Source organism: Micromonospora sp. CNZ322, assembly GCF_007827755.1.
The window spans coordinates 1-24,401 of record NZ_VITD01000003.1; the positions used below are offsets into that span (position 1 = coordinate 1).

Consider the following 24,401-nt stretch of genomic DNA (forward strand, 5'->3'; position numbering starts at 1 on the left):
CCATGCCAGGCACCATCTACCAGCACACCCAAGATCCCTACCAACTGACACATGTATCGGGACTTCAACACTGACAGATGTCATGGGACTGAATAGTTAGCAGCTAACGGAAACTGTCCAAGATCTGGTCAGGTCAAAGGGCGGCCCCGATACGAACGCCTCCGCCGGGTTCCGTGATCCCTACCGGCCGCGCCGTCTGATCCCACCTTGCGGGCGGTGATGGGACAAAAACAGCCCGTAGCGATATGGTCGCGAGACATTCCGCGCATCCGATGGAGGAAGTCGTGAACGATGCGCTCCGCGCCGCGCTGGCCGAGACGGGGCACTCGATTGAGTCCCTGGCAGGGTTGGTCGGGGTCGATCGGAAGACCGTCGCGCGCTGGCTGAACTACGACCATATCCCCCACCCCCGGCACCGGGAGGCGGCGGCGGGTGCGCTCCGGCGGCCCATAGGGGACATCTGGCCGGACACTTCAAGACGCCGCGAGCCAATTTGGTTCCGACCATGGCAAGAGATTGAGCGCGAGGCGATCTCGCTGCGGTCGTTTCAGTCGACAGTCCTCCCCGGCCTGCTCCAGACCGAGGCATACGCTCGCGCCGTGCTCGCCGGAGCCGACGTCATCGCCCGCAGTGACGTCGAGCGGCACCTGGCCTCACGACTCGCTCGGCAGAGCATCCTGACCCGTGAAGACCCGCCACACTTCACCGCCGTTGTTGACGAAGCCGTGTTGCGGCGGCCAGTCGGCGGACGAGCCACCATGCGTGAACAGGTGCAGGCCCTCATCACCGCGTGCGAGGCCCCGCACGTCCGCGTGCACATCGTCCCCTCCACCGTCGGCGCGTACGCTGGCCTGAACGGTCCCTTCGTGATCGCCGTGGGGTCTGAGCATCGGGTTGCCGGCTACCTCGACAATCAGCTTCAGGGGCAAGTCGTTACCGGTGCCGAGGACATTGCGGCGATGCTGGCCGCGTGGGAGAACGTACGCGGCGAGGCGTTGTCCCACTGGCAATCCGTCGACCTACTTACGGAAATGGCGAAGACATGGAACTGACCGGCGCGCGGTGGCGTAAGAGCACCCGCAGCAGCGGCAACGGCGGCGACTGCGTCGAGGTTGCGGATAACCTGCCTGGCACCGTTGGCGTGCGGGACTCGAAGGACCCGGCAGGGCCGGCGTTGGTCTTTGGGCCCGCGGCCTGGCGGGCGTTCGTCGGTATGGCGAAGGCACACGACCCGGCCTGACCAGCATGACGCAGAGGCCCCCGGCTCCTAAGGCCCAAGGAGCGCGCCGGGGGCCTTTCGCGTGTCCGCGGTCAACCACCCGCCAGACAGCGCAAGCGTGGCCAGACTGACCACATAGAACGCTCGCGACGATGCCGGCTCGACTGCGGCGGAATCCGCCGACCGCGACCGGCGGGTGGTGCAGGCAGAGCACCGCGGGCACCTCGGGCCACCCGGACAGCACCCCGTCGAACCCTTCCCGCCCCCGCGCCTCCCCGCCCGCCGCCGTGCCTCCCTGCGGCGATCTTGCAGTTTCTGTGGCGGCATAAAGGATGAGTGCGACAAAACGACGACCGAAAGTGCAAGATCGGCGGGGCCAGATCCCCAATGACCCCTCGTCGAGCGCGCCTTTGAGGCGCCGGGGTGACGTCGATGGGCCGCGCGCGGCCGTGCGGCGAGCGGTGACCCCGCGGTGATTTCGCGCGCGACGGAGGTGTTAGTCGAAGCCTTTGGAGCTGAATCGCTGACGACGTCAGCGCCGTTCATCGGCTTATAATGTGGGAAAATTGTCTCATATTTCGGGAGGGCACGATGAGCGTGACGGACGTCTTCGACGCGGTGGCCGGCACGTACGACGAGGCGCGCAGGCGGTTGATCCCGTGCTTCGACGCCTTCTACGGCACCGCCGTCCAGGTGGCCGCGCCGCCGTTGCGGGCCGCGCTCGCCGCCGGCCGTACCCCGGAGGTGTTGGATCTGGGCGCCGGCACCGGCCTGCTCTCCCTGCTGCTGTCCGCCGCGGTGCCCGGAGTCCGGCTGACCCTGGTGGACGGAGCGCCGGCGATGCTCGCCCGCGCCACCGACCAGTTGGACGCGCGGTCCGTGCCACACCGCACGGTCCACGCTGACCTGGCCGACGAGCTGCCACCGGGCCGGTACGACGCGGTTGTCAGCGCGCTGGCGATCCACCACCTGGACGACGCCGGCAAGCGTGCGCTCTACCGACGGGCCGCCGCCGCGTTGGCACCGGGCGGGGTGTTCGTCAACGCCGAGCAGGTCGCCGGCCCGACCACGGAGCTGGACCGGCGGTACGACGAGGTGTGGCTGGAGCGGATCGCCGAGCTGGGTGCGTCCCCCGACGAGATCGCGGCTTCCCGGGAGCGGATGCGCCACGACCGCCCGGCCACGGTGGCCGACCAGTGCCGGTGGCTCGCCGAGGCGGGCCTGGTCGACGTCGACTGCTACTTCAAGGAGTGGCGCTTCGCGGTGTTCGGCGGCCGGGCCGGGTAAGCCCGACGGAATGTGCGTTTCGCCGCCCGGGGGCGAGCCGGTGAGCGCAGGGATGACTGTTGGTCACACCGGTGGGTAATCTGCTCGGCATGACTGCCAAGGTGACTCTCTCGTTCACAGACGAGACGATCGAGGAGGCGCGGCGGTTCGCCAAGCGCGAAGGGCTGTCGCTCTCCGCGTGGATGGACCAGGCCGCCCGGGAAAAGGCGCTGCGCGAGGTTTTCACCGCGCACGCCGCCGCCGTGGGCCGCGCCAGCCTGGATCTGGAGTCCGCCGCGCTCGCCGACGCCCGCGAGGTGGGCATGGTCAACGACCTGTTCTCCGGCGGACGGCCGCGTGCTGCGTAGGGGTGAGATCTGGCGCATCGAGGGCGCCCGGGAACGCCTCGGCCTCGTGATCAGCTCGGACGTCTACAACTCCACCGACGTGCCCATCGTGATCGTGGTCGAGGTGGTCGAGGAGTCGCTCCTGCGGGACTCGCCGCTCGCCGTGTCGATGGGCCGGTACGTGGTGATGCCCGACCGGATCTCCTCGCCCATGAAGAAGTGGTTCACCGCGTGCGTGGACGTCGCCGACACCGACACCATGCTCCGGGTCGGGCGCGCGCTGCGGATCCTCCAGCAGCTCTGACCGTAAGGCGGCTCTGAGCGCCCCGGTGGCGTGCTCACCATCGCCGCCGGGCCGTGGTGCGATCCCCGTTTCCGGCCCGACCCGCGACGGGCACTGCAAGGTAACCGGGTGTTCCTAGCGTTTCCCCTCGTCACATCGACGAGGAGGAGCCGCCGTGAGCACGCTCACCAGCACCGTAGTCACCGCCGAGCCGCCTGCCGTCACCGGTCGCCGGCGACAGCTGCACGACTGGCGCCCCGAGGACCCGGACTTCTGGCAGGCCACCGGCGCGCCGATCGCCCGGCGCAACCTCTGGGTCTCGATCTTCGCGGAGCACGTCGGCTTTTCGGTATGGAGTCTCTGGTCGGTCACCGTGCTCTTCCTCGGCCCCGCGTACGGCATCGATCCGGCCGGGAAGTTCCTGCTCACGGCCGTGCCGGCCGCCCTGGGCGCGGTGCTGCGGCTGCCGTACACGCTGGCGGTGGCCCGCTTCGGCGGACGACGCTGGACGATCATCAGCGCACTGCTGTTGCTGGTGCCCGCGGTTCCGATGACGGTGCTGCTGGAGCCCGGGGTGTCCTACACCACCCTGATGGTGCTCGCCTGCCTCACCGGGGTCGGCGGCGGCAACTTCGCCTCCTCGATGGCGAACATCAACCTGTTCTACCCACAGCGGCTCAAGGGACGGGCGCTCGGGCTCAACGCCGGTGGCGGCAACCTGGGAGTACCCGCCGTGCAGCTGGTCGGCCTGGCGGTCCTCGCCACCGCGGGCGCCGCGTACCCCCGGTTGGTGCCGGCGGTCTACCTGCCGCTGATCGTGCTGGCCGCGCTGGCGGCGGCCCGCTGGTTGGACACCGTGCCCGGGGCGCGCAACGAGCCGGGCGCGTTGCGGGAGGCGGCCCGCGATCCGCACACCTGGGTGATGTCGCTGCTCTACATCGGCACCTTCGGCTCGTTCATCGGCTTCGGTTTCGCCTTCGGTCAGGTGCTCCAGCTCCAGTTCGCCGAGCGGTTCCCCACCCCGGTCGACGCCGCCTGGCTGACCTTCCTGGGCCCGCTGGTCGGCTCGCTGATCCGGCCGCTGGGCGGGCACCTCGCCGACCGGTTGGGCGGGGCGCGGGTGACCTTCTGGAACTTCGTGGCGATGGCGGCCGGCGCGAGCACCGTGCTGTACGCGGCGCGGGAGCGTTCGTTCGGGCTCTACCTCGCCGGGTTCCTCGCCCTCTTCGTCTTCTCCGGCGTCGGCAACGGCTCCACCTACAAGATGATCCCGGCGATCTTCCGGGCCCGGTCGGCGGACGCGGTGGCCACCGGTCAGCGTGATCCGGAGGCCGCCGCGCGGTGGGCGCGGCGGATGACCGGCGCGTTGATCGGCATCGCGGGTGCGATCGGCGCCTTCGGCGGGGTGCTGGTCAACATCGCGTTCCGCCAGTCGTTCCTCAGCTCGGGCAACGCCGACGCCGCCTACCTGGCCTTCATCGGCTGGTACGCGTTGTGCTTCGCGGTCACCTGGGTGATGTACCGCCGTCCGAGGGCCGGTCGACTCGCCAACGTGTGAGCTGAGCCACCCTCGGCGCGTCGCCGCGCGGGACCGCACCCCCGTTTTGACCTGCGGACGGGGCGCCGGGTATCGTTGCCTGCTGTTGTACGACATCCAGAGGCGTGCCCCATCAGGTACGCTTGGTCGTTCGTGCGCGCTGGTCCGGCCTGCTAGATCTGGTCACCTCGGCGCGCGACCCCAGACCGACGACGAGACAAGGTAGACCTGTGCGTACGTACAGCCCGAAGCCGGGTGAGATCGAGCGTCAGTGGCACGTCATCGACGCCTCTGATGTCGTGCTGGGCCGCCTGGCCACCCACGCCGCCACGTTGCTGCGTGGTAAGCACAAGCCGACTTTCGCGCCGCACGTCGACACGGGCGACTTTGTCGTCATCGTGAACGCGGGCAAGGTTGCGTTGACCGGCAACAAGCGCCAGACCAAGGTCGCTTACCGCCACTCCGGTTACCCGGGTGGTCTGAAGCAGATCGGCTACGACGAGCTGCTGACCAAGCGTCCCGAGCGGGCCATCGAGCTGGCCGTGAAGGGGATGCTCCCGCACAACAAGCTCGGCCGTCAGCTGATCAAGAAGCTGAAGGTCTACGCCGGTGCCGAGCACCCGCACCTCGCGCAGCAGCCGGTGCCGTTCGAGATCAAGCAGATCGCGCAGTGAGCGCGGGCGAAGGAAGCAGCATGACCGACATCATCGAGACCGAGGTCGCCCCGGAAGCCCCGGAGGCCCCCGAGGCCGCCGAGGCGCCGGCGCCCGTTGCCCGCGCGCCTCGTGGTGACCGGCCGATCCAGACTGTGGGCCGCCGCAAGGAGGCCATCGTCCGGGTTCGCCTCGTCCCGGGCACCGGCAAGATCACCTGCAACGGCCAGGACCTCGAGGCGTACTTCCCGAGCAAGGTGCACCAGCAGCTCATCAAGGACCCGCTGGTCACCGCCGAGAAGCCCGAGCAGTTCGACGTCATCGCCAACCTGCGTGGCGGCGGCACCACCGGCCAGGCCGGTGCGCTCCGGCTGGGCATCGCCCGCGCGCTGATCATCAACGAGCCGGACGACCGCCCGGCCCTGAAGAAGGCCGGCTTCCTCACCCGTGACGCCCGCGTCAAGGAGAGCAAGAAGTACGGCCTCAAGAAGGCCCGTAAGGCTCCCCAGTACTCGAAGCGCTGATCTTTTCCAGCGCGTTGTACTTCTGACGGACGGCCGGTCCGCCTACCCCTCCTCGGGGGAGGCGGGTCGGCCGTTCCGCTTTCTCCTCACTGGCAGTGCTCTCTCGGAGGTTGGCGGGTATGGGTCGGTTGTTCGGCACGGACGGCGTACGCGGGCGGGCGAACGCGGATCTCACCCCGGAATTGGCGCTGGCGCTCGCGGTGGCTGCCGCACACACACTCGCCGAGACGGACCGCAGTCATCCGCCGCTCGCCGTCGTCGGCCGCGACACCCGCGCCAGCGGCGAGATGCTGGAGGCCGCCGTGGTCGCCGGGCTGACCAGTGCCGGCGCCAACGTGGTGCGGGTCGGCGTGCTGCCCACCCCGGCGGTGGCGTTCCTCACCGCGGAGGCCAAGGCCGACCTGGGTGTGATGCTTTCCGCATCGCACAACCCGATGCCGGACAACGGCATCAAGCTCTTCGCCGCCGGCGGCCACAAGTTGCCCGACGAGATTGAGATGCAGATCGAGGCGGCCGTCGAGACGAACGCCACCACCGCCTGGGACCGGCCGATCGGTGCCGGCGTCGGTCGGGTGCACGACCTGCTCGACGGTGCCGACCACTACGTCCAGCACCTGGTGGGCACCGTTCCGCACCGGCTCGACGGGATCAAGGTCGTGGTCGACTGCGCCAACGGCGCCGCCGCCGAGGTCGCCCCCGTCGCCTACCGGGAGGCCGGCGCGGAGGTCATCGCCATCCACGCGGAGCCCGACGGGCTGAACATCAACGACGATTGTGGCTCCAACCACATCGAGGCGCTGCGCGCCGCAGTGGTCGAGCACGGCGCCCACCTGGGCATCGCCCACGACGGCGACGCCGACCGCTGCCTGGCGGTCACCGCCGACGGCGACGAGGTGGACGGCGACCAGGTCATGGCGATCCTCGCGCTCGCCATGCGGGACGCCGGCACGCTGACCCAGGACACCCTGGTCGCCACCGTGATGAGCAACCTCGGCCTCCGCCTGGCCATGTCCGCGCAGGGCATCCGCCTGATCGAGACGAAGGTCGGCGACCGGTACGTGCTGGAGGAGCTGCGCGCCTCCGGGCTGGCGCTCGGCGGTGAGCAGAGCGGCCACATCGTGATGCCCGCGCACGCCACCACCGGCGACGGGGTGCTCACCGGCCTGCACCTGATGGCTCGGATGGCGGCCACCGGCCAGTCCCTCGCCGAGTTGGCCTCGGTGGTCACCAAGCTGCCCCAGGTGCTGATCAACGTGCCGGTCGGCGACCGGACCATCGGCGCTGCCGCACCCGCCGTACGCGCCGAGGTCGAACGGGCCGAGGCGGAGCTGGGCGAGACCGGCCGGGTGCTGCTGCGCCCGTCGGGCACCGAACCGCTGGTCCGGGTGATGGTCGAGGCCGCCACCGAGGCGACCGCCCGTGAGGTCGCCGAGAGAATCGCCGAGCTGGTCCGCACCGCGAGCCCGGTCGCCTGAGACCACCTCGGGGCGGCGTCACAACCGCAGTCGGGCTGCCCGCTCGTACGTGTCGGCGGGGTCCTCGCCGTCGGTGAGGTCGAGGTCCTCGGTGACACGTCCGTCGGTCAGTCTGATCAATCGGTCGCAGCGGGCAGCGATGGCCTGTTCGTGGGTGGCGAGCAGGATGGTCATGCCGTGCCGTTCACGGAGGTCGAGCAGCAGGTCGAGGATCTGCCCGCCGGTGGTGGAGTCGAGGTTGCCGGTGGGTTCGTCGGCCAGCAGCAGGCCCGGTGCCCCCATCAGGGCGCGGGCGATGGCGACTCGTTGCTGCTGGCCACCGGAGAGCTGCGCGGGCAGGGCGCGCTCCCGCCCGGCCAGGCCGACCGCGTCGAGCAACTCGCGGGCTCGGGTCGCGTGATCGGCCCGACCCCGGCGGGGGAGGACCGGCGCGATCACGTTGTCCAGCACGGTGAGTGCGGGCAGCAGGTGGTAGCGCTGGAACACGAACCCGACCCGTTGCCGGTAGCGGGCCAGTGCGGCCCGACGCAGGTCGCTGACCGCCACGTCGTCGACGGTCACGGTGCCCTCGTCGGGCTGCTCGATCGCGCCGATGAGATGCAGCAGCGTCGACTTGCCCGACCCGCTCGGCCCGGTCAACGCCACCACCGAGCCGGCCGCGACGGTCAGGGACACGTCGTCGACAGCGGTCAGCTGGTCCGCGCCGGTGCCGAATCGCCGTGTCAGGTGGTCGACCGAGATCGCGCTGCCGCTCTGCTCGCTCATGACTGCTACTCCTCTGCCAGAAGTCGGGCGGGTCGTAGGCGCGGCAACAGGGCGGCGGGCACCAGCGCGGCGACGGCGCTGACCAGCGCGCCCGCCAGCGCGACCAGCGCGGCCACCAGGAGCAGCGCGCCGGGTAGGGCGCCGATCAGCCAACCCGCGCTGGCCAGGCCGACCGCCGCGCCGGTCGTCGAACCGGCGAGCCCCAGCGTCAGCCCCTCGTAGCCGACCAGCCGGCCGAGTTCGGCGTCGGTCCAGCCGATCGCCCGCAGGGTGGCCAACTCGGCGGCCCGGTCGCGGATGTTCAGGTAGAGCACGTCCGCCACCGCGGCGGCACCGAGCAGCACGGTGGCCGCAGCGGCCACGGTGTCCGCGCCGCGCACGCTCAGCGAGACCACGTCGCCGAGCAGACTGCCGACGATCGCGCCCCGGAACGCCCACGCGGCGGCGGTGACCAGCGTCAGCGCGGCCACCCCGATGGCCAGCGCGCCGGCGCCGAGGAACGTGCGCCCGGGGGTGCGGGCCAGATTCACCAGCGCCAACCCGAAGAGGGTGCGCGGTCGGCGTACCCAGCCGGCGGGAGCGACGATCGGGCGGAGGGCGGCGGCCGGGTGGGTGCGCGCGGCCCGCAGCGCCGGCACCAGGCCCGCGGCCAGCGCGAGCAGCAGGGCGATGGGTACGGCCAGGGCGGACCGCCGCCAGTCGACGTCGATGCCGAGCGCGATCCCGAGCGGCACCGCAAGGGTCAGGGAGAGCAGACCGGCGATGAGCCCGAGCACTGCGACCTCGCCCAGGATCAGCGCCGCGATGCGGCGGACCGGCCAGCCGAGACAGGAGAGCACCGCCAGTTCGGATCGCCGGTCCCGGACGGCAGCGCTGACCGCGTTGCCGAGGAAGAGGACGCAGACCACCAGCACCAGCACGAAGAGCACCAGGCTCTTACGGTCCACCGCCTGGGTGATGATCGAGGCCACACCGAGTGCCGACCAGTTCTCGGTCAGCCGCAGCACCGGCCGGCCGAACGAGCCGGCGGGCAGCTCCACGGTCTGCGGCGCCCCCGACGAGCCGAGGGTGATGTCCACGTCCAGCCCGGTGCGTGCCGCGATCTGCTCGGCGACCAGTCGGACCCGCTCGGCCGACCGCTCGCTGTAGCCGCCCACGTCGGCCACCCGTACCCGGATCGCGCTGATCGGGGCCTTGGCCTGTGGCCCGCCGCCACCCTCCAGGATCTTCGGCACGCTGCCGAGGTTGGTGAGGAGCAGCGGCGGCGCCGAGAGGTAGCCGGCGGGGTTGCCGCTGGGCGCCAGGGGTTGACCGCCCAGCGCTGCCCGGCTGCGGTCGTCGGCGCCCTCTGCCGTCGGGGCCTGGTAGGTCTCCAGCGGCAGTTGGCCGAGGTCACTGAACCCGGCCAGCCGGCCAGGGTCGAACACACCGACGGCCCGCCAGAAACGATTGGCGGTGTTCGCGCCCATGGGTAGCGGCAGCGCCCGTATCGATCGGGAACCGATGTCGTCGGCGAGCCAGGGTCGGGGCAGCGGGTTGAACGCCTCCATCTTGCCGTACACCTCGGGGTCGCCGGGCGGTTGCTGGCGGGCCCGCAGGCTGCCGTCGGGTAGCTGGTCGTACTGCACCTCGGCTGACTGCACGACCGTCTGAAGTTGGCCGTGGCAGCACCCGGCCAGGGAAAGCTCCTCGGTGAGCATCGCCTGGTGCCCGGCGGTGAGGTCGTACCGACCGGACCCGGCGGGAGTCCCCCCGGGGCGGCTCAACGTCTTCTCCAGGTCGATCGCCTCCACCCCTGCGGGGCTGATCGCGAGCCGGGTGAACCTGGCCGCCAGCGACTCGTCGATGAAGGGTCGGTTGGTGACGAGGACCGGGACCTCGTGGTTGTCCGCTGTGCCCCGGCGGTTGACGGCGACCTTGTCGTCCGTGCGGACGGCTCGACCGGTGACTACGGCATCGTCGAGTCCGACGAGTTGTTCCTCGGCCGCCGGGTCCACCGCGGCCAGGAGGAACGGCACGGTCAGGTCGTACGCCATCACCAGCCGGTCGGTGGGTGTGGCGGACCCGTCCCGGTCGGTCGCGAGGATGTAGGAGTCGGCTTGGAACCGGCCGTCGGGCAGCAGTTGGACGGCGTGCAGGGACCAGTCCTCGCGCTCGGAGTAGGTGCCCGGGTTGCCCAGCAGCGCGTATCCCGGATCGCAGATGGGCAGGCTGCGTCCGTCCGGCTGTACCTCGCGGGGGGTCGGCCCGCAGGTGTCCGACCAGGAGTAGGACCGCCCATCGGAGTACGGCACGGCGTAGCTGTCGGTTTCCCAGTCGATCCGGGGGTAGATCAACGGCTTCTTGGTCACGTAGACGTACCGGGGTTTGCCCGATGCGCTGGAGAGGCCGCGTTCGGCGTGGAAGGTCGGGTCGACCCTGATGACCTGCTGGTCCAGCGAGCGGTCGACGGCGTCGGTGAGGTCGAGCGGCGTCGTTAGAAGGGTGGTGGAATAGCCGAGCATCGCGATCGGTGCCGCCACCTCGACGCCGGGGACTGTGGTCACCTGCTCGTACTGCTCGGTGGTGATGCCGCCGAAGAGCCCGGAGAGATAGTTGGGGCGGACCAGCCCGCGCTCGGCTTCCAGTGGCGTGCGGGTCCCCTTCGGACGGACCAGGATCTCGTAGGCGACCTGGGTGTTGCGCTCGACAGTGCCGGTGACGTCCAGACGAGAGGTGGTGGTGGCGCCGGTCAGGACCACGAAGCCGGTGGTGGCCACCAGCACGCCGACCAGCAGCGCCACCGACCGCCCCGCACGGCCGCGCAGCTGTCTCCAGATGAAGCCGAGCATCGCGCCTCCCCGTGTGCTGGCTCCCACTCTGCGCGATACATTGTGACAATGCAAGACCCGTACCGGAGGTGACATGGCGATCCAGCACGCTGTCCTCGCCCTGCTCGCTGGTGGCCCCAGCCACGGCTACCAGCTCAAGGGCGCGTTCGAGGCCGCCGTCGGCCCGCAGTGGGGGCCGCTGAACATCGGCCACCTCTACCAGATCCTCGACCGGCTCTCCCGGGACGACCTGGTCGTCGCCGAACGGCAGCCACAGCCGATCAAGCCGGATCGGGTGGTCTACGAGATCACCCCGGCCGGCCGCGCGGAGTTGGCGCGGTGGCTGGCCGAGCCGAGCCCGCGCAGCGGCGGATTCCGGGACGACTTCTTCCTCAAGGTCACCGCCGCCGCCCGGTCCGGCTCTGCGGCCACGGTTCGCGCGGTGCTGAGCAACCAGCGTGGGCACCTGCTGCGCGAGCTGCGCAATCTGGACGGCCTGCGGCGGGCTGCCGAGGACCCGGTGGTCGGGTTGCTGCTCACCGCGGCCAGCCGGCACGTGACAGCGGACCTGTCGTTCGTGGACGACGCCGAGGCGGTGCTGCTCGGCGACGGGGGCCAACTGCTGACCCAGCTCGCGACGTCAACAGCGGATCAGTCGGCGACCGACCCGGGATCGACCGGCTCCGGGCGGGTCAGCGGCTCGGGCCCAGAGCGCGCAGCCGGGTGACCGCCTCGGTCAGCACCTCCGGGCGCTTGCAGAAGGCGAACCGGACCAGCCGCCTGCCCGCGTCGATGTCGTCGTAGAAAACCTGGGTGGGCACCGCCACCACACCGCAGCGCTCCGGCAACGAGCGGCAGAACTCCACCCCGTCCCGGCCGCCGAGCGCGGTGATGTCGGCGGTGACGAAGTACGTACCCTCGGAGTCGAGCACCTCGAACCCGGCGTCGGTGAGACCTCCGACGAGCTGGTCACGCCGCTGCTGGAGGCCGTCCCGGAAGCCGGTGTAGTAGTCATCCGGAAGGGCCAGCGCCACGGCCACCGCCGGTTGCAGCGGCGCGGCGTTGACATAGGTGAGGAACTGCTTGACCCGGAGCGCCGCCGAGACCAGCGCCGCCGGGCCGCTCGCCCAGCCGACCTTCCACCCCGTGCAGGAGAACGTCTTGCCGGCCGACGAGATGCGCAGCGTCCGCTCCCGCATCCCGGGCAGGCTGGCCAGCGGCACGTGTGGGCTCGCCGCGTCGGTGAAGACCAGGTGCTCGTACACCTCGTCGGTGACCGCGTACGCGCCGAACTCCTGGCACAACTCGGCGACCTGCGCCAACTCGGCCGGTGTGAAGACCTTGCCGGTCGGATTGTGCGGCGAGTTCAGCAACACCAGCCGGGTGCGTGGGCCGAACGCCGCACGCAGTGCCGCCGGGTCGAAGGCGTACCGGCCGTCGGCCGTGGGGCGCAGCGTCACCGGCCGGCGGACCGCGCCGGCCAGCGCGATCGAGGCGGCGTACGAGTCGTAGTACGGCTCGAAGCAGACCACCTCGTCACCCGGCTCGCAGAGCGCGAGGATGCTCGCCGCGACCGCCTCCGTCGCACCCGCCGTGATCACGATCTCGCTGTCCGGGTCGTACGCCAGGTCGTAGAACCGCCGCTGATGCGCCGCGACGGCCGCGCGCAGGGCGGGGATCCCCGGGCCGGGCGGGTACTGGTTCTGCCCGCCGCGCAGCGCCTCGGCGGCGGCGGCCAGCATCTCCGGCGGGCCGTCGGTGTCGGGAAAGCCCTGGCCGAGGTTGACCGCGCCGGTGCGTACGGCGAGGGCGGACATCTCGGCGAAGATCGTCGTGCCGAACGGCCGCATCCGGGCCACCAGCGGGTCGACATCGGTGCTCGTCGTCACCTGCGCCAGCCTACGGCCACCCACCGCCCGAACCCCAGCCTCACTCGGGCCCGCAACTGGTCGACCAGTACCCCCGGGTCTTGTTGACGACCGGCTTGCCGGCGCCGGTGACCGTGACGGTGCAGTCGAGTGGTCTCTCACCCTCATCGTCGGCCCATCTGGCCTCCACCATCACCCTGGTCTTGCCGTTGGTGCGGATGGTGGTCCGCCAGGGCAGCTTCTGGCCGTCGACGTGGATGAGGTCACTCTCGGCGTCGAAGTACGCGAGGTCGACGACACCCGACCCGCTGAGCTCGTAGACCACAGTCACGGGTGCCGGTCCTGAGGTCGGTCGGGTGATCGGCTTCTTGCTAGGGCTGGGAGACGCGGTGGGCGGCTGCGGCGCGGTGGGTCGCTCCGGGATGATCGGCCCAGTGGTGGGCTCCGTCCAGCCGCCGTCGTCGGGGACGACCCACGGCTCCTCAGCGATCGGATCCGAGTTGGTCGGATCGAGCCACAGGCCGCCCACGCAGAGGCAGCCACACACGAGCAGGACGAGTACCACGAAGGCCGCGACGACGACCCCGACGATCCGCCCGCCGCTCGTGGCCGGCTTGCCGGGCACCTGCGGATACCCGGGGTAGGCGTACGGCGGCGGATAGCCGGGCGGCGGATAGCCGGTGCCGGGCGGCGGATAGCCGGGCGGTGGCCAGCCGGCGGCCGGCCACTGCTGGTCGGGCATCGGCCACCCCGCCGGCGGTGGCGATCCAGCCGGCGGCGGGCCTGCGGCGTCGGGCGACCACGGGGGCGTCTGCGGGTCGGGCGTCCACGGTGTCGGGGACGGTTGTGGCGTCCACTGGGTGGCGGGCGGAGACGGCGCCCATGGCGCGGCCGGCGGGGGTGGTGACCAGGGGGCCTGCGGTGCCCACGGCTGGCCTGGAGCCAGCGGGTCGGAGGCCGGAAACGGAGCCGAGGACGGCGGTGCCGTCGGATCCGGCGGGGGTGTGGGGGAGGCCGGGTCCGGAGCGGATGAGGGGGTCGGGTCGGGCGACGGCGCGTCGGACATGGCTGCTCCGGGCAGGAGTGGGTATGGGACGAACGGGCCGTGGACGGGAGCGCCAAACCCGCCGAGAGACTGTCGCACCCGAAGGCGTGTCGCAACCCCGGCCTCCGGAGCGGGGCGTGAGCGGCCTGTGACGCTCGTCCCGTTGTGGCCGCGCCGGCCCTGATCGCTCAGATTCCGTGATTGATAACCCGACTTTCGAGCAACCAACATGAGTGAAACTGGGTTAGGCTGCGGGCCATGTGTGGAATCGTGGGATACGCGGGCGCGCGCCCCGCACTCGGCATCGTCCTCGACGGGCTGCGGCGGCTGGAATACCGTGGCTACGACTCGGCAGGCGTCGCGATCGTCTGCGCCGACCAGCTGCTGACCGAGAAGAAGGCCGGCAAGCTGGCCAACCTGGAGAAGGTGCTGTCCGAGCGGGCCGCCGACGACCCGACCTCCTGCGCGGCCAGCCCGATCGGCATCGGTGACGGCACCACCGGCATCGGGCACACCCGGTGGGCCACCCACGGCGGCCCGACCGACCGCAACGCCCACCCGCACGTCGCCCCCGACGGGCGGGTCGCGGTGATCCACAACGGCATCATCGAAAACTTCGCCAAGCTCCGCGCCGAGCTGGAGGCCGACGGCGTCCAGTTCACCAGCGACACCGACACCGAGTGCGCCGCACACCTGCTCGCCGCCGCGCTGGCCGACCTGCGCGCCGCCGGCCAGCCGGACAGCCCGCAACTGCTCGCCGCCGGCATGCGCGTGGTCTGCCAACGGCTGGAGGGCGCGTTCACACTCCTCGCGGTCGACGCCGCCGTGCCCGGTGCGGTCGTCGGTGCCCGGCGCAACTCGCCGCTGGTGGTCGGCCGGGGCGACGGGGAAAACTACCTGGCCAGCGACGTGGCCGCGTTCATCGAGCACACCCGGGAAGCGGTCGAGCTGGGCCAGGACCAGATCGTGCTGATCACCGGTGACAGCATCGAGATCACCGACTTCGAGGGCCAGCCCGCCGCCGGCAAGGACTTCCACATCGACTGGGACTCCTCGGCCGCGGAGAAGGGCGGCTACGACTGGTTCATGCTCAAGGAGATCGAGGAGCAGCCGCAGGCCATCGCCGACACGCTGCTGGGCCGGCTCACCGAGAGCGGTGAGATCGCCCTCGACGAGGTCCGCCTCAGCGACCAGGATCTGCGCGACGTCGACAAGATCTTCATCGTGGCCTGCGGCACGGCGTACCACGCCGGCATGGTCGCCAAGTACGCCATCGAGCACTGGACCCGGATCCCGTGCGAGGTGGAGCTGGCCAGCGAGTTCCGCTACCGCGACCCGGTGCTCGACCGGTCCACGCTGATCGTGGTCATCTCGCAGTCCGGCGAGACGATGGACACCCTGATGGCGCTGCGCCACGCCAAGGAACAGAAGGCCCGGGTGCTGGCGATCTGCAACACCAACGGCTCGACCATCCCCCGCGAGTCGGACGCCGTGCTCTACACCCACGGTGGGCCGGAGATCGCCGTCGCCTCCACCAAGGCGTTCCTCACCCAGGTCGTCGCCTGCTACCTGATCGGCCTGCACCTGGCCCAGGTACGCGGGATCAAGTTCGCCGACGAGGTGGGCGCGGTGGTCGCGCAGTTGCAGGAGATTCCCGGCAAGCTCCGTGAGCTGCTCGACCGGATCGAGCCCGTCCGCGAGCTGGCCCGGGACCTCAAGTCCGAGCCGACAGTGCTGTTCATCGGCCGACACGTCGGCTACCCGGTGGCCCTGGAGGGCGCGCTGAAGCTCAAGGAACTGGCGTACATGCACGCCGAGGGCTTCGCCGCCGGCGAGCTGAAGCACGGCCCGATCGCCCTGATCGACAAGGGCACCCCGGTGATCTGCGTGGTGCCCTCGCCGGTGGGCCGGGGCATGCTGCACGACAAGGTCGTCTCCAACATCCAGGAGGTCCGGGCGCGGGGCGCGCGGACCATCGTGATCGCGGAGGAGGGCGACGAGGCGGTCGTCCGGTACGCCGACCACCTGATCTACGTGCCGCGTACGCCCACCCTGCTGGCCCCGCTCGTCACCACGGTGCCCTTGCAGGTGCTCGCCGCCGAGATCGCCGTCGCCCGCGGGCACGACGTGGACCAGCCCCGCAACCTGGCCAAGTCGGTCACCGTCGAGTAAGCCTCAGCGACCCAGCACGACCCGGGCCATCCCGTCCAGCGCGGGATTTCCCGGGTCCCAGTAACCGGTGTGCCCGCCCCGCCCGCTGCCGAAGACGCGGCCGCCGAACCCGGGATCCGACGGGTCGTGCCCGAACCACAGTTCGTGCCCGGTCTGGCCCGGCCAGCCCAGCACGGCGGCCAGCGGAGCCGTACGCAGCAGGGCCCCTCGGCCCAGCTCCTCCGGTGACCGGGCCGCCCGGATCACGTCGTCGGGGGCGCTGCTCGCCCAGACCTCCCCGGGTGGCACGCCCAGCTCGGTGGCGTGCGACGCGCCGACACCGGGGGAGCCGACGAAGACCAGCGCGTCGGCGGCCAGGCCGTGCTCCCGGGCGGCCACCCCCACCACCAGCGACCCGTAGCTGTGCCCGAGCACCGTCTGCCGGGCCGGCGGCCCGTCGTGGCTGACGCGCAGCCCCTCCTGGAAGCGGTGCAACGCCGGGCCGGCGTCCCGGGCCTGACCCGCCGAGGCTGCCTCGGTCAGCAGATCCGGAGCGTCGTAGTCCAACCAGAGCACCGCCGCGCTGCGCTCATCCGGGGCGAGCGCGGCGCACCGCTCCAGCACCCGGGCCGCCCTGCCCAGCTCGCCGGAGGCGTCGTCCAGGCCGGCGGTCATGCCCGGCACGTAGGTCAGCACCCGGTCGGCGTGGTCCGGGTCGCCGAGCGCCACCACCGCCCGGCCCTCACCCGCCGAATCCAACCCGAGCAGGTACGCCCGCGGCGCCTCGCCGGCCGTCAGCCGCCCGACCAGCGCGTCCAGACCGGCCAGCCGTCCGGCCACCCCGCGCAACCGGATCAACGCGAGCGGCCCCGGCGGAACCCGGGACAGCAGCCGTCGCCGCTCGGCCAGCAGCTCCGTACGCCAGGCATCGAGCCGTAACCGGTTGGCCTGGTCGCGGGCGGCCACCGGCAGCCCGTCCAACCGGCCGACCAGTGCCGGCTCGCGCGCGATCAGCCACCGTCGCTGCGCCGGGGTCAACCCGGACCACCAGGCGCTGACCAGCGCGGGCGCGGCACCGAAGGCCGGTCGGCCCGGCGGGGGCGGGGACGCCCAACCGGTGCCGGCTGCCCTGGCCAGATCATCCAACCGGTCGGCGGCGGCCCGGTCCGCGGCGGCTGCCCCGTCGAGCGCGGCCCGCAGGGCCGCGGCCACTCCGGCCGCGGCGACCCCGGCCCGCTCGGTGGGACGAAACCGGGCGGGATCGACCCGCACCCCACCCGAGCGGTCCACCAGCAGGCCGGCCGCATCGGCCTGGGCGACCGCCTGGGACAGCCGCGCCTTCGCCACCGCCAGCCCACCGGCCAACTCGGCCAGCACCTGGTCGACCTCGATCAGCGCGGGTGCGATCGAGGTCAGCTCGTCACGCAGACCGCTGAGTCGAGTGCCCGCCGCCGTGGCTGCCGCACCCGACCAACCGCCCCGCAACCGCCCGGTGGCCGTGCGAAGCTCGCCGAGGTGCCGATCGAGTGGCCCGGCCAACCCCGCCCACGCCGCCCCGGCGGCCCGCCACCCGCTGGGATCGACAGCCCACAGCTGCCGGTAACCGACGCTGCTCACCGGGGTAGGGAGGCGAACCGGCCGGCGGCCCGGTCGTCCACCGTCTCGTACGCCTCGGCCGCCGCCCGGACCCCGCCGGAGGTCGCCGCGACCCGGGCACCCAGCCGGCAGAACCAGGCGTGCCCCGCCGCCTCCAACCCGGCCAGCGCCGCGCCGGCTCGCCACCCGGGCGCCGCCACCACCAGCCCGGGCAACCCCGCGAGGCCCAACGCCAACCGGCGCGCCTCGTCGTCGAGCAGGACGGCGACCGCCCGCAACTCCTCCGGCTGGACGGCGAACGGCTCGTCGGTCATGACCACACCCCCGTGGACGATCGGCATCGACGCGCTGACGCTAGGCACGTACCGGAGGTCGCGCGGTGCCCTGTGGACAGCCGACGTCGAGGCGTACCCCGGGGTGTCCACAGGCGTTGCCCAGCGCGAGCCCGACGGCTAATCTGCGGCCTCGACCGCCGGTAGGGTGGTGTGGTGATCGTCGCTGTCGGCATCGACGTCGTCCTGGTCGACCGGTTCGCCCGGGCCCTGGCACGGACGCCGCTGCTCGCCGACCGGCTCTTCACCGAGGCCGAGCGGCACACCCGCTCCGGCAGCCCGCGCTCGCCCGAGTCGCTCGCCGCCCGGTTCGCCGCCAAGGAGGCGGTGGCCAAGGCGCTCGGCGCCCCGGCCGGGCTCAACTGGCACGACTGCGAGATCGTGCCCGACCCGGATGGCCGCCCCTGGCTGGCCGTCTCCGGCACGGTCGCGGCGGTGGCCGACGCACGGGGGGTCAACCACTGGCACCTCTCGTTGTCGCACGACGGCGGGATCGCGTCGGCGATGGTGGTCGCGGAACGATGACGTCGGCCGGGAGGGCCGGTCAGGTCCGCCCGCGAACGGAATGGGACACGGTGGCATGAGAGCGGTGTGGCGGGTGGCCGACGTACGGGCGGCCGAGGCGGGGTTGATGGGCACGCTGCCGGAGGGGACGCTGATGCAGCGGGCCGCCGCCGGCCTGGCCCGCCGCGCTGCGCTCCTGCTCGCCGAGCGGGGCGGAGTCTACGGAGGCCGGGTGCTGCTGCTGGTCGGCTCCGGTGACAACGGCGGCGACGCGCTGTACGCGGGGGAGCGGTTGGCCCGCCGAGGTGTCCAGGTGTCCGCCCTGCTGCTCACCCCCGGGCGGGCGCACGCCGCCGGTCTGGCCGCGCTGCGAGCCGCTGGCGGCCGGGTGGTGCCGAGTCCGGCCGGCCCGGTCGACCTGGTCCTCGACGGCATCGTCGGCATCGGTGGCACCGGCGGGCTGCGGGCGAACGCGGACGAGGTGGTCCAGCGCCTCGGCGAGCTGCGCGGACGCGACGGGGAACGGGCCACCGTGCTGGCGGTCGACGTGCCCAGCGGGGTCGCGGTCGACACGGGTTACGTGCCGCTGTCCGCGTCCGGCCGGCCCACAGCGGTCCGCGCCGACGTGACGGTGGCCTTCGGCGCGCTGAAGCCCGCCCTGGTGGTCGGGCCGGCCGCCGCGATGGCCGGGCACGTCGAGCTTGTTGACATCGGGCTGCGGCCGTGGCTGCGCGGCACCCCGGCGCTGCGGGTCACCGAGTGGTCCGACCTGGTCGACTGGTGGCCCCAGCTGGGCCCGGCGTCGGAGAAGTACACCCGGGGCGTGGTGGGGGTGGCGACCGGCTCGGCGACCTACCCCGGTGCGGCGGTGCTCTCCGTGGGCGGCGCCCTGGCCGGGCCGACCGGCCTGGTCCGCTACGCCGGCAGCGCCCGCGCCGAGGTGCTGCACCAGCACCCGTCGGTGATCGCCAGCGGGCGGGTCGCCGACGCGGGCCGCGTGCAGGCCTGGGTCTGCGGCTCCGGGCTGGGCACCGGTGCCGACGCGGCGGCCGAGCTGCGCGCCGTACTGGCCGCCCCGGTGCCGGTGGTGCTCGACGCCGACGCCCTGACCCTGCTGGTGGACGGCTCGCTCGCCGACCGGCTGCGCGGTCGGGACGCGCCCATCGTGGTCACCCCGCACGACCGCGAGTTCAGCCGTCTCTGCGGGGAGGAGCCGGGCGCCGACCGGGTCGGCGCCGCGCTGCGGCTGGCCGCCTGGATGAACGCGGTGGTGCTGCTCAAGGGCGATCGCACTGTGATCGGCACGCCGGACGGTCGGGCGTACGTCAACCCGACCGGCACCCCGGCGCTGGCCACCGGCGGCACCGGCGACGTGTTGGCCGGGCTGCTCGGCTCGCTGCTGGCGGCCGGTGTACCCGCCGATCGGGCCGCCGCCTCGGCCGCGTACCTGCACGGGCTCGCCGGGCGGGAGGCGGCCCGGGGTGGGCCGGTGACCGCGCCCGACGTGGCGACCGCGCTGCGCCCGGTGCTGGCCCGGCTGGGCTGAACGCTGCGGTTCCGGGTGCGGTGACCGGATCGCCGCGTCGGGACGTGCGTCGCCGCCCGCGGTGATCACGGCGGAAAGTAGGCTGGGCACATGTGGCAGGCCGAGGTACGCGTCGATCTTGACGCCATCCGCGAGAACGTGAGCAGGCTCCGCTCCGGCACCACCGCCGAGTTGATGGCAGTGGTGAAGGCCGACGGGTACGGCCACGGCATGCTTCCGGCCGCCCGCGCGGCGCTCGACGCCGGCGCTGACTGGCTCGGTGTCTGCACCCTCGACGAGGCGCTCACCCTGCGGCGGGCCGGGGTGACAGTGCCGGTGCTGGCCTGGCTGCTCGCCCCAGGGTTGCCGCTGCACGAGGGGGTCACCGCCGGGGTGGACCTGGGCGCGGCCAGCCTGGCGCAACTGGACGAGATGATCGAGGCGAGTCGCCTCGCCGGGCGTCCCGCCCGCCTGCACCTCAAGATCGATACAGGGCTGTCCCGGGGCGGTGCGACAGTCGCCGACTGGCCCGCACTGCTGGACGCCGCCGCGAAGGCGCAGGCCGATGGCTTGGTCGAGGTGGTCGGCGTGTGGAGCCACTTCGTGTACGCGGACTCGCCCGGCCACCCCACCACCGACCGCCAATTGGCCGTCTTCCACGAAGGGCTGGCTATGGTCGAGCGGGCCGGGCTGCGACCGCGCTGGCGGCACCTCGCCAACTCGGCCGCCACCCTCACCCGCCCGGACACCCACTTCGACCTGGTCCGCCCCGGCCTGGCCATCTACGGGCTGTCTCCGGTGGCCGGCGAGACGTACGGGTTGCGGCCGGCGATGACCGCCCGCGCCCGGGTGATGCTCACCAAGCGGGTGCCCGCCGGCACCGGTATCTCCTACGGGCACGCCTACACCACGGAAGCCGACGCGAACCTGGCCGTGGTGCCGCTCGGGTACGCCGACGGGGTTCCCCGGCACGCGTCCAACACCGGCCCGGTGCAGCTCGGCGGCGTACGCCGGACGATCTCCGGGCGGGTCTGCATGGACCAGTTCGTGCTCGACTGCGGCGACGACCCGGTGGCCGACGGCGACGTGGCGACGCTCTTCGGCAGCGGCGTCGACGGCGAACCGACAGCTGACGACTGGGCCGAGGCGGTCGGCACGATCAACTACGAGATCGTCACCCGGTTCGGCGGCACTCGGGTGCCCCGGGTCTACGACGGCGAGAAACCATGAGTTATCGCATTCCGCGTCCGCGGACGGCCGCGGGCCGGGTCGCCGGGATCGTCGGCGCGGCGGTGGGGGTGGCCGCGGCGGGTCTGGCGGCCGGCGTCGCGACCGAACGGACCCTGGTCCGCCGGCTCAAGGCCGACCCGGCCGACCGCTACGCGCACGAGACGTTCGACCAGCAGCGGTACGACGAGGCGTTCCGCCTGGAGCTCCCGGACGGCACCGACATCCACGTCGAGGTGGTCGAGCCGACCCGGCCGGTGCCGGGGCGACCGACGGTGGTGCTGGTGCACGGCTTCTGCCTGGACATGGGGACGTTCCACTTTCAGCGCCAGATGCTCGCCGCCCGCGGTGACTACCGGATCGTGGCGTACGACCAGCCCGGTCACGGCCGGTCCGGCCGACTGGAGACCGGCGAGTACGACCTCGCGGTGCTCGGCCGGACGCTGCGCCAGGTGATCGACCGAACCGCCCCGGACGGGCCGCTGGTGCTTGTCGGCCACTCGATGGGCGGCATGACCATCATGGCGTTCGCCGAGCTGTTTCCGGAGCTGTTCGGTGACCGGGTGGTGGGCACCGTTCTGATGGCCACGTCGGGCGGGCTCATCGCGGAGACCAAGCTGGTCGCGCCCGCGTTGCTCGGCCGGGTCGGTGGTCCGGTGCTCTACATGGTCAGCAACGCCACCCGGTACGGCGGGCCGGTGATCGACAAGGCCCGCAAGTCGACGTCGAACGTGGCCTGGTTACTGACCCGCAAGTACGGCTTCGGTACCCGCAAGCCCAGCCCGTCGCTGGTGTCCTACGTGGAGACGATGAACTCCCGGACATCGGCTGACACGGTGACCCGCTACCTGCGGACCCTGGCCACCCACTCGCGCTTCCCGGCGCTGGCGGCGCTGGCGGCGACTCCGGTGCTGGTGGTGGTCGGCGACAAGGACATGATCACCCCGGTGACCCACTCCGAGGAGATCGTCCGCCGGTTGCCACACGCCGAGTTCGTGAAGATCAAGGACAGCGGTCACGTGGTGATGTTGGAGCACGCGGACGAGGTCAACGCCGCCCTGGCGCGGTTCCTGGAGTCATTGCAGAGCGTGGAGGAACGGTGAGTCACGTCGTCAAGCTGTCGACCGTCGAGGACACTCGGGACTTCGGCCGGCGGCTGGCCGGGCTGCTGCGCGCCGGCGACCTGGTGCTGTTGACCGGCCCGTTGGGCGCTGGCAAGACCGCACTCACCCAGGGCATCGGCGCCGGGCTCGGTGTCCTCGGGGACATCACCTCGCCGACCTTCGTGATCGCCCGGGTGCACCGTCCCGACGCGGCCCGGGGCGGCCGTGTGGCGCTGGTGCACGCCGACGCGTACCGGTTGGGTGACGCCACCGACCCGCGCGCCGAGATCGACGACCTGGACCTCGACGCGTCGGTGGACGACTCGGTGACAGTGGTGGAGTGGGGCGAGGGCCTGGTGGAGCAGTTGGTGGACGCGCACCTGCGGGTTCGCATCGACCGCCGCGACGACGACACCCGCATCGTCGAGCTGGACCCGATCGGCGGCGACTGGGCCCGGCGGCTCGCCGACCTGGGCTAGGTCGGTGGCTGTCGTACCCGGTGCCTAGAGTGCGGGGGACCGACCCGCGCTGTGAGAGGTTCCCGATGCCCGACGACGCTCCCGCCCTGGATCTGCTGGCTCTGCTGCCGGAGCAGTGGCGCACCGTGCTCACCCCGCACCTCGACCCGACACGCACCGCCGCGCTGGGCGAGTTCGTCGCCCGGGAATACGCGACGCAGACGGTCTTCCCGCCGCTGGAGGATCTGTTCTCGGCATACCGGCTCTGCCCGCCGCAGGGCACCCGGGTGCTCATCCTCGGGCAGGATCCCTACCACCGGGCCGGGCAGGCACACGGGTTGAGCTTCAGCGTCCGCGACGGTGTGACGGTGCCGCCGTCGTTGCGCAACGTCTTCAAGGAGCTGGGCGAGGACGTGGGCGTCCCCAAGCCGCGCAGCGGCAACCTCGACGGGTGGGCCGCGCAAGGGGTGCTGCTGCTCAACGCGGTGCTGACCGTCCGGCAGGCCACCCCGGGATCGCACGCCAACGCCGGCTGGGAAGAGTTCACCGACGCGACCATCCGGGCACTGGACGCGGCACCGGAGCGGGTGGTCTTCCTGCTCTGGGGTGGCTACGCCCGCAAGAAGGCCGCGCTGGTCACCAGTCCGCAGCACGTGGTGCTGGAGGCCGGTCACCCCAGCCCGATGAACCCGCGCGGCTTCCTTGGTAGCCGCCCGTTCAGCGCCGCCAACAAGGCACTCGCCGACGCCGGCCTGCCCACCGTCGACTGGGAGCGCACCGCCGGCTGAGCCGGCTACCGGAAACCGGCAGTCGGCTCAGCTGTCGCTGGCCAACTGCCGGTTCCGGTAGCGGCGTAACAGTTCGGCGGCGTGCGGCTCGCTCAGCTCCAGCTCGACAAGCGGCACCACCTGGTAGGTCCGCCCGCCGTGGCGCACCTCGATCGTCTCGGGCAGTTCGTCGCACATGGTGGCCCTGATCTCCCCGTACCGGGTCGACCACCGGTGTTCGCCCGGCTCTTCGGGCTCCAACCACACCCCGCCGAACTCACCCCAGCGGGCGTTCCACCGCTGCCCGTAGTTCGTCTCCAGCCAGCGGGTGAACGGTTTGGAGTCCTGCCAGCGCAGGGCGATCTCCAGCGCGTCGACCGGCATCGGCGCGCCCTGCAACAGCGCCGCGGTGCTCCCGGTGATCGCCTGCGGAAAGTCGGTGAGCCGGTCCAGCAGCTCATCCAGGCCAAGCTCGTCGATTCGCTCGGCGATCGGCCGGCCGGCCAGGTCGTCGATCCGGGCGTCGAGGTGCGCGTCCAGCGGCTCGACCCCGATGACCAACTGCACGTCCATCGCGGCAAGCAACCGCTCCAGCATGGCGATGCTGGGCCCTCGGCCGCCGCCTTCGATCCGGGCGACCGTTGCCTGGCTGACTCCGGCCAACTCGGCCAGCTCGCATTGGCTCAGCTCGCGCGACTGTCGTTGCTCACGGATGGCAGTGCCGAGCAGGCCGGCGAGACGAGTGGGTGGCATTCCGGGATGGTGGACCACGCCGGCCGTCGCCGAAACCGCTGAGGCGTATTCACGACTGGACGGCCGTCGCCCTGCTTCACAGACCTGCGGCCGACGTGTCACCGGCGACCAGGGCCATTCCCTGATGAGGGGTATACCTGTGAGTCATATTTATGACTCACAGGTATACCCCTCGCTGGGGGATGGGGCCCGT

The 24,401-nt window shown here is 72.0% G+C and carries 24 protein-coding genes; 17 read left to right on the forward strand and 7 right to left on the reverse strand.

What is annotated here, in order from left to right:
• Positions 1–284 precede the first annotated feature (284 nt).
• From FB453_RS08595 to glmM, 9 genes are all read left to right on the forward strand, one after another.
• Positions 285–1,052, forward strand: a complete 768-nt coding sequence (locus FB453_RS08595) for a Scr1 family TA system antitoxin-like transcriptional regulator (RefSeq protein WP_145789001.1) — start codon at positions 285–287, stop codon at positions 1,050–1,052.
• The gene (locus FB453_RS08600; protein WP_145789003.1) at positions 1,043–1,240 is read left to right on the forward strand and encodes a DUF397 domain-containing protein; all 198 of its coding nucleotides are present in this window, start codon (positions 1,043–1,045) and stop codon (positions 1,238–1,240) included. Before FB453_RS08595 ends, FB453_RS08600 begins: the two co-directional genes overlap by 10 nt.
• A 570-nt stretch (positions 1,241–1,810) precedes the next feature.
• Positions 1,811–2,506, forward strand: a complete 696-nt coding sequence (locus tag FB453_RS08605) for a methyltransferase domain-containing protein (protein WP_112601045.1) — start codon at positions 1,811–1,813, stop codon at positions 2,504–2,506.
• A gap of 89 nt (positions 2,507–2,595) precedes the next feature.
• Positions 2,596–2,853: a DUF6364 family protein gene (locus tag FB453_RS08610; RefSeq protein ID WP_091403518.1), complete on the forward strand. Its 258-nt coding sequence runs from the start codon at positions 2,596–2,598 to the stop codon at positions 2,851–2,853.
• Positions 2,843–3,136: a hypothetical protein gene (locus FB453_RS08615; protein WP_091402325.1), complete on the forward strand. Its 294-nt coding sequence runs from the start codon at positions 2,843–2,845 to the stop codon at positions 3,134–3,136. The genes FB453_RS08610 and FB453_RS08615 overlap by 11 nt, the downstream gene beginning before the upstream one ends.
• 154 nt (positions 3,137–3,290) lie before the next feature.
• Entirely contained in the window at positions 3,291–4,673 is a 1,383-nt protein-coding gene (locus tag FB453_RS08620) for a nitrate/nitrite transporter (protein WP_112584874.1), read from the forward strand.
• Between the two features lie 209 nt (positions 4,674–4,882).
• Entirely contained in the window at positions 4,883–5,326 is a 444-nt protein-coding gene (gene rplM, locus FB453_RS08625; protein ID WP_053653864.1) for a 50S ribosomal protein L13, read from the forward strand.
• Between the two features lie 20 nt (positions 5,327–5,346).
• Positions 5,347–5,829 carry a 30S ribosomal protein S9 gene (rpsI, locus tag FB453_RS08630; protein WP_112699118.1) on the forward strand — a complete coding sequence of 161 codons (483 nt, stop codon included), beginning with the start codon at positions 5,347–5,349 and terminating at the stop codon, positions 5,827–5,829.
• Between the two features lie 119 nt (positions 5,830–5,948).
• Positions 5,949–7,304: a phosphoglucosamine mutase gene (gene glmM, locus FB453_RS08635; protein WP_112584878.1), complete on the forward strand. Its 1,356-nt coding sequence runs from the start codon at positions 5,949–5,951 to the stop codon at positions 7,302–7,304.
• 18 nt (positions 7,305–7,322) lie between these two features.
• Here glmM and FB453_RS08640 read toward each other — a convergent pair whose 3' ends face one another.
• On the reverse strand, positions 7,323–8,069 hold the full coding sequence (locus FB453_RS08640) for an ABC transporter ATP-binding protein (RefSeq protein ID WP_145789005.1): 747 nt from the start codon (positions 8,067–8,069) through the stop codon (positions 7,323–7,325).
• Positions 8,070–8,074: 5 nt separating this feature from the next.
• Positions 8,075–10,900: an ABC transporter permease gene (locus FB453_RS08645; RefSeq protein WP_186718165.1), complete on the reverse strand. Its 2,826-nt coding sequence runs from the start codon at positions 10,898–10,900 to the stop codon at positions 8,075–8,077.
• Between the two features lie 73 nt (positions 10,901–10,973).
• On the opposite strand from FB453_RS08645, the gene FB453_RS08650 reads away from it, so the two are divergent.
• Complete coding sequence (locus tag FB453_RS08650; protein ID WP_145789010.1) at positions 10,974–11,606, forward strand: PadR family transcriptional regulator; 633 nt, start codon at positions 10,974–10,976, stop codon at positions 11,604–11,606.
• Here the strand turns inward: FB453_RS08650 and FB453_RS08655 are convergent.
• Both FB453_RS08655 and FB453_RS08660 read right to left on the reverse strand, forming a co-directional pair.
• Positions 11,572–12,729, reverse strand: coding sequence for a pyridoxal phosphate-dependent aminotransferase (locus FB453_RS08655; protein WP_486480233.1), 1,158 nt, complete (start codon positions 12,727–12,729; stop codon positions 11,572–11,574). The two genes, FB453_RS08650 and FB453_RS08655, sit on opposite strands and share 35 nt — an antisense overlap.
• Before the next feature lie 79 nt (positions 12,730–12,808).
• Positions 12,809–13,489 (reverse strand): MmpS family transport accessory protein, encoded by a 681-nt coding sequence (locus tag FB453_RS08660; RefSeq protein ID WP_145789014.1) that lies wholly within the window; start codon positions 13,487–13,489, stop codon positions 12,809–12,811.
• A 561-nt stretch (positions 13,490–14,050) separates the two neighbouring features.
• On the opposite strand from FB453_RS08660, the gene glmS reads away from it, so the two are divergent.
• Positions 14,051–15,964, forward strand: coding sequence for a glutamine--fructose-6-phosphate transaminase (isomerizing) (gene glmS, locus FB453_RS08665; RefSeq protein WP_145789016.1), 1,914 nt, complete (start codon positions 14,051–14,053; stop codon positions 15,962–15,964).
• Positions 15,965–15,967: 3 nt separating this feature from the next.
• Here glmS and FB453_RS08670 read toward each other — a convergent pair whose 3' ends face one another.
• Positions 15,968–17,560 carry an alpha/beta hydrolase gene (locus tag FB453_RS08670; protein ID WP_145789018.1) on the reverse strand — a complete coding sequence of 531 codons (1,593 nt, stop codon included), beginning with the start codon at positions 17,558–17,560 and terminating at the stop codon, positions 15,968–15,970.
• Complete coding sequence (locus tag FB453_RS08675) at positions 17,557–17,853, reverse strand: hypothetical protein (protein WP_145789020.1); 297 nt, start codon at positions 17,851–17,853, stop codon at positions 17,557–17,559. Before FB453_RS08675 ends, FB453_RS08670 begins: the two co-directional genes overlap by 4 nt.
• 174 nt (positions 17,854–18,027) lie before the next feature.
• On the opposite strand from FB453_RS08675, the gene FB453_RS08680 reads away from it, so the two are divergent.
• The 6 genes from FB453_RS08680 to ung all read left to right on the forward strand — a co-directional run bounded on the left by FB453_RS08680 (position 18,028) and on the right by ung (position 23,476).
• The gene (locus FB453_RS08680; protein WP_091403516.1) at positions 18,028–18,396 is read left to right on the forward strand and encodes a holo-ACP synthase; all 369 of its coding nucleotides are present in this window, start codon (positions 18,028–18,030) and stop codon (positions 18,394–18,396) included.
• 55 nt (positions 18,397–18,451) lie between these two features.
• On the forward strand, positions 18,452–19,921 hold the full coding sequence (locus FB453_RS08685) for an NAD(P)H-hydrate dehydratase (RefSeq protein ID WP_145789022.1): 1,470 nt from the start codon (positions 18,452–18,454) through the stop codon (positions 19,919–19,921).
• 90 nt (positions 19,922–20,011) lie between these two features.
• Entirely contained in the window at positions 20,012–21,130 is a 1,119-nt protein-coding gene (gene alr / locus FB453_RS08690) for an alanine racemase (RefSeq protein ID WP_091402301.1), read from the forward strand.
• Positions 21,127–22,230 (forward strand): alpha/beta fold hydrolase, encoded by a 1,104-nt coding sequence (locus FB453_RS08695; RefSeq protein ID WP_112584896.1) that lies wholly within the window; start codon positions 21,127–21,129, stop codon positions 22,228–22,230. Before alr ends, FB453_RS08695 begins: the two co-directional genes overlap by 4 nt.
• Positions 22,227–22,709, forward strand: a complete 483-nt coding sequence (tsaE, locus tag FB453_RS08700; protein ID WP_145789024.1) for a tRNA (adenosine(37)-N6)-threonylcarbamoyltransferase complex ATPase subunit type 1 TsaE — start codon at positions 22,227–22,229, stop codon at positions 22,707–22,709. The genes FB453_RS08695 and tsaE overlap by 4 nt, the downstream gene beginning before the upstream one ends.
• Before the next feature lie 65 nt (positions 22,710–22,774).
• Positions 22,775–23,476 carry a uracil-DNA glycosylase gene (gene ung, locus FB453_RS08705; protein WP_145789026.1) on the forward strand — a complete coding sequence of 234 codons (702 nt, stop codon included), beginning with the start codon at positions 22,775–22,777 and terminating at the stop codon, positions 23,474–23,476.
• A gap of 27 nt (positions 23,477–23,503) precedes the next feature.
• Here ung and FB453_RS08710 read toward each other — a convergent pair whose 3' ends face one another.
• Positions 23,504–24,208, reverse strand: coding sequence for a helix-turn-helix domain-containing protein (locus FB453_RS08710; protein WP_145789028.1), 705 nt, complete (start codon positions 24,206–24,208; stop codon positions 23,504–23,506).
• Between the last annotated feature and the right edge of the window lie 193 nt (positions 24,209–24,401).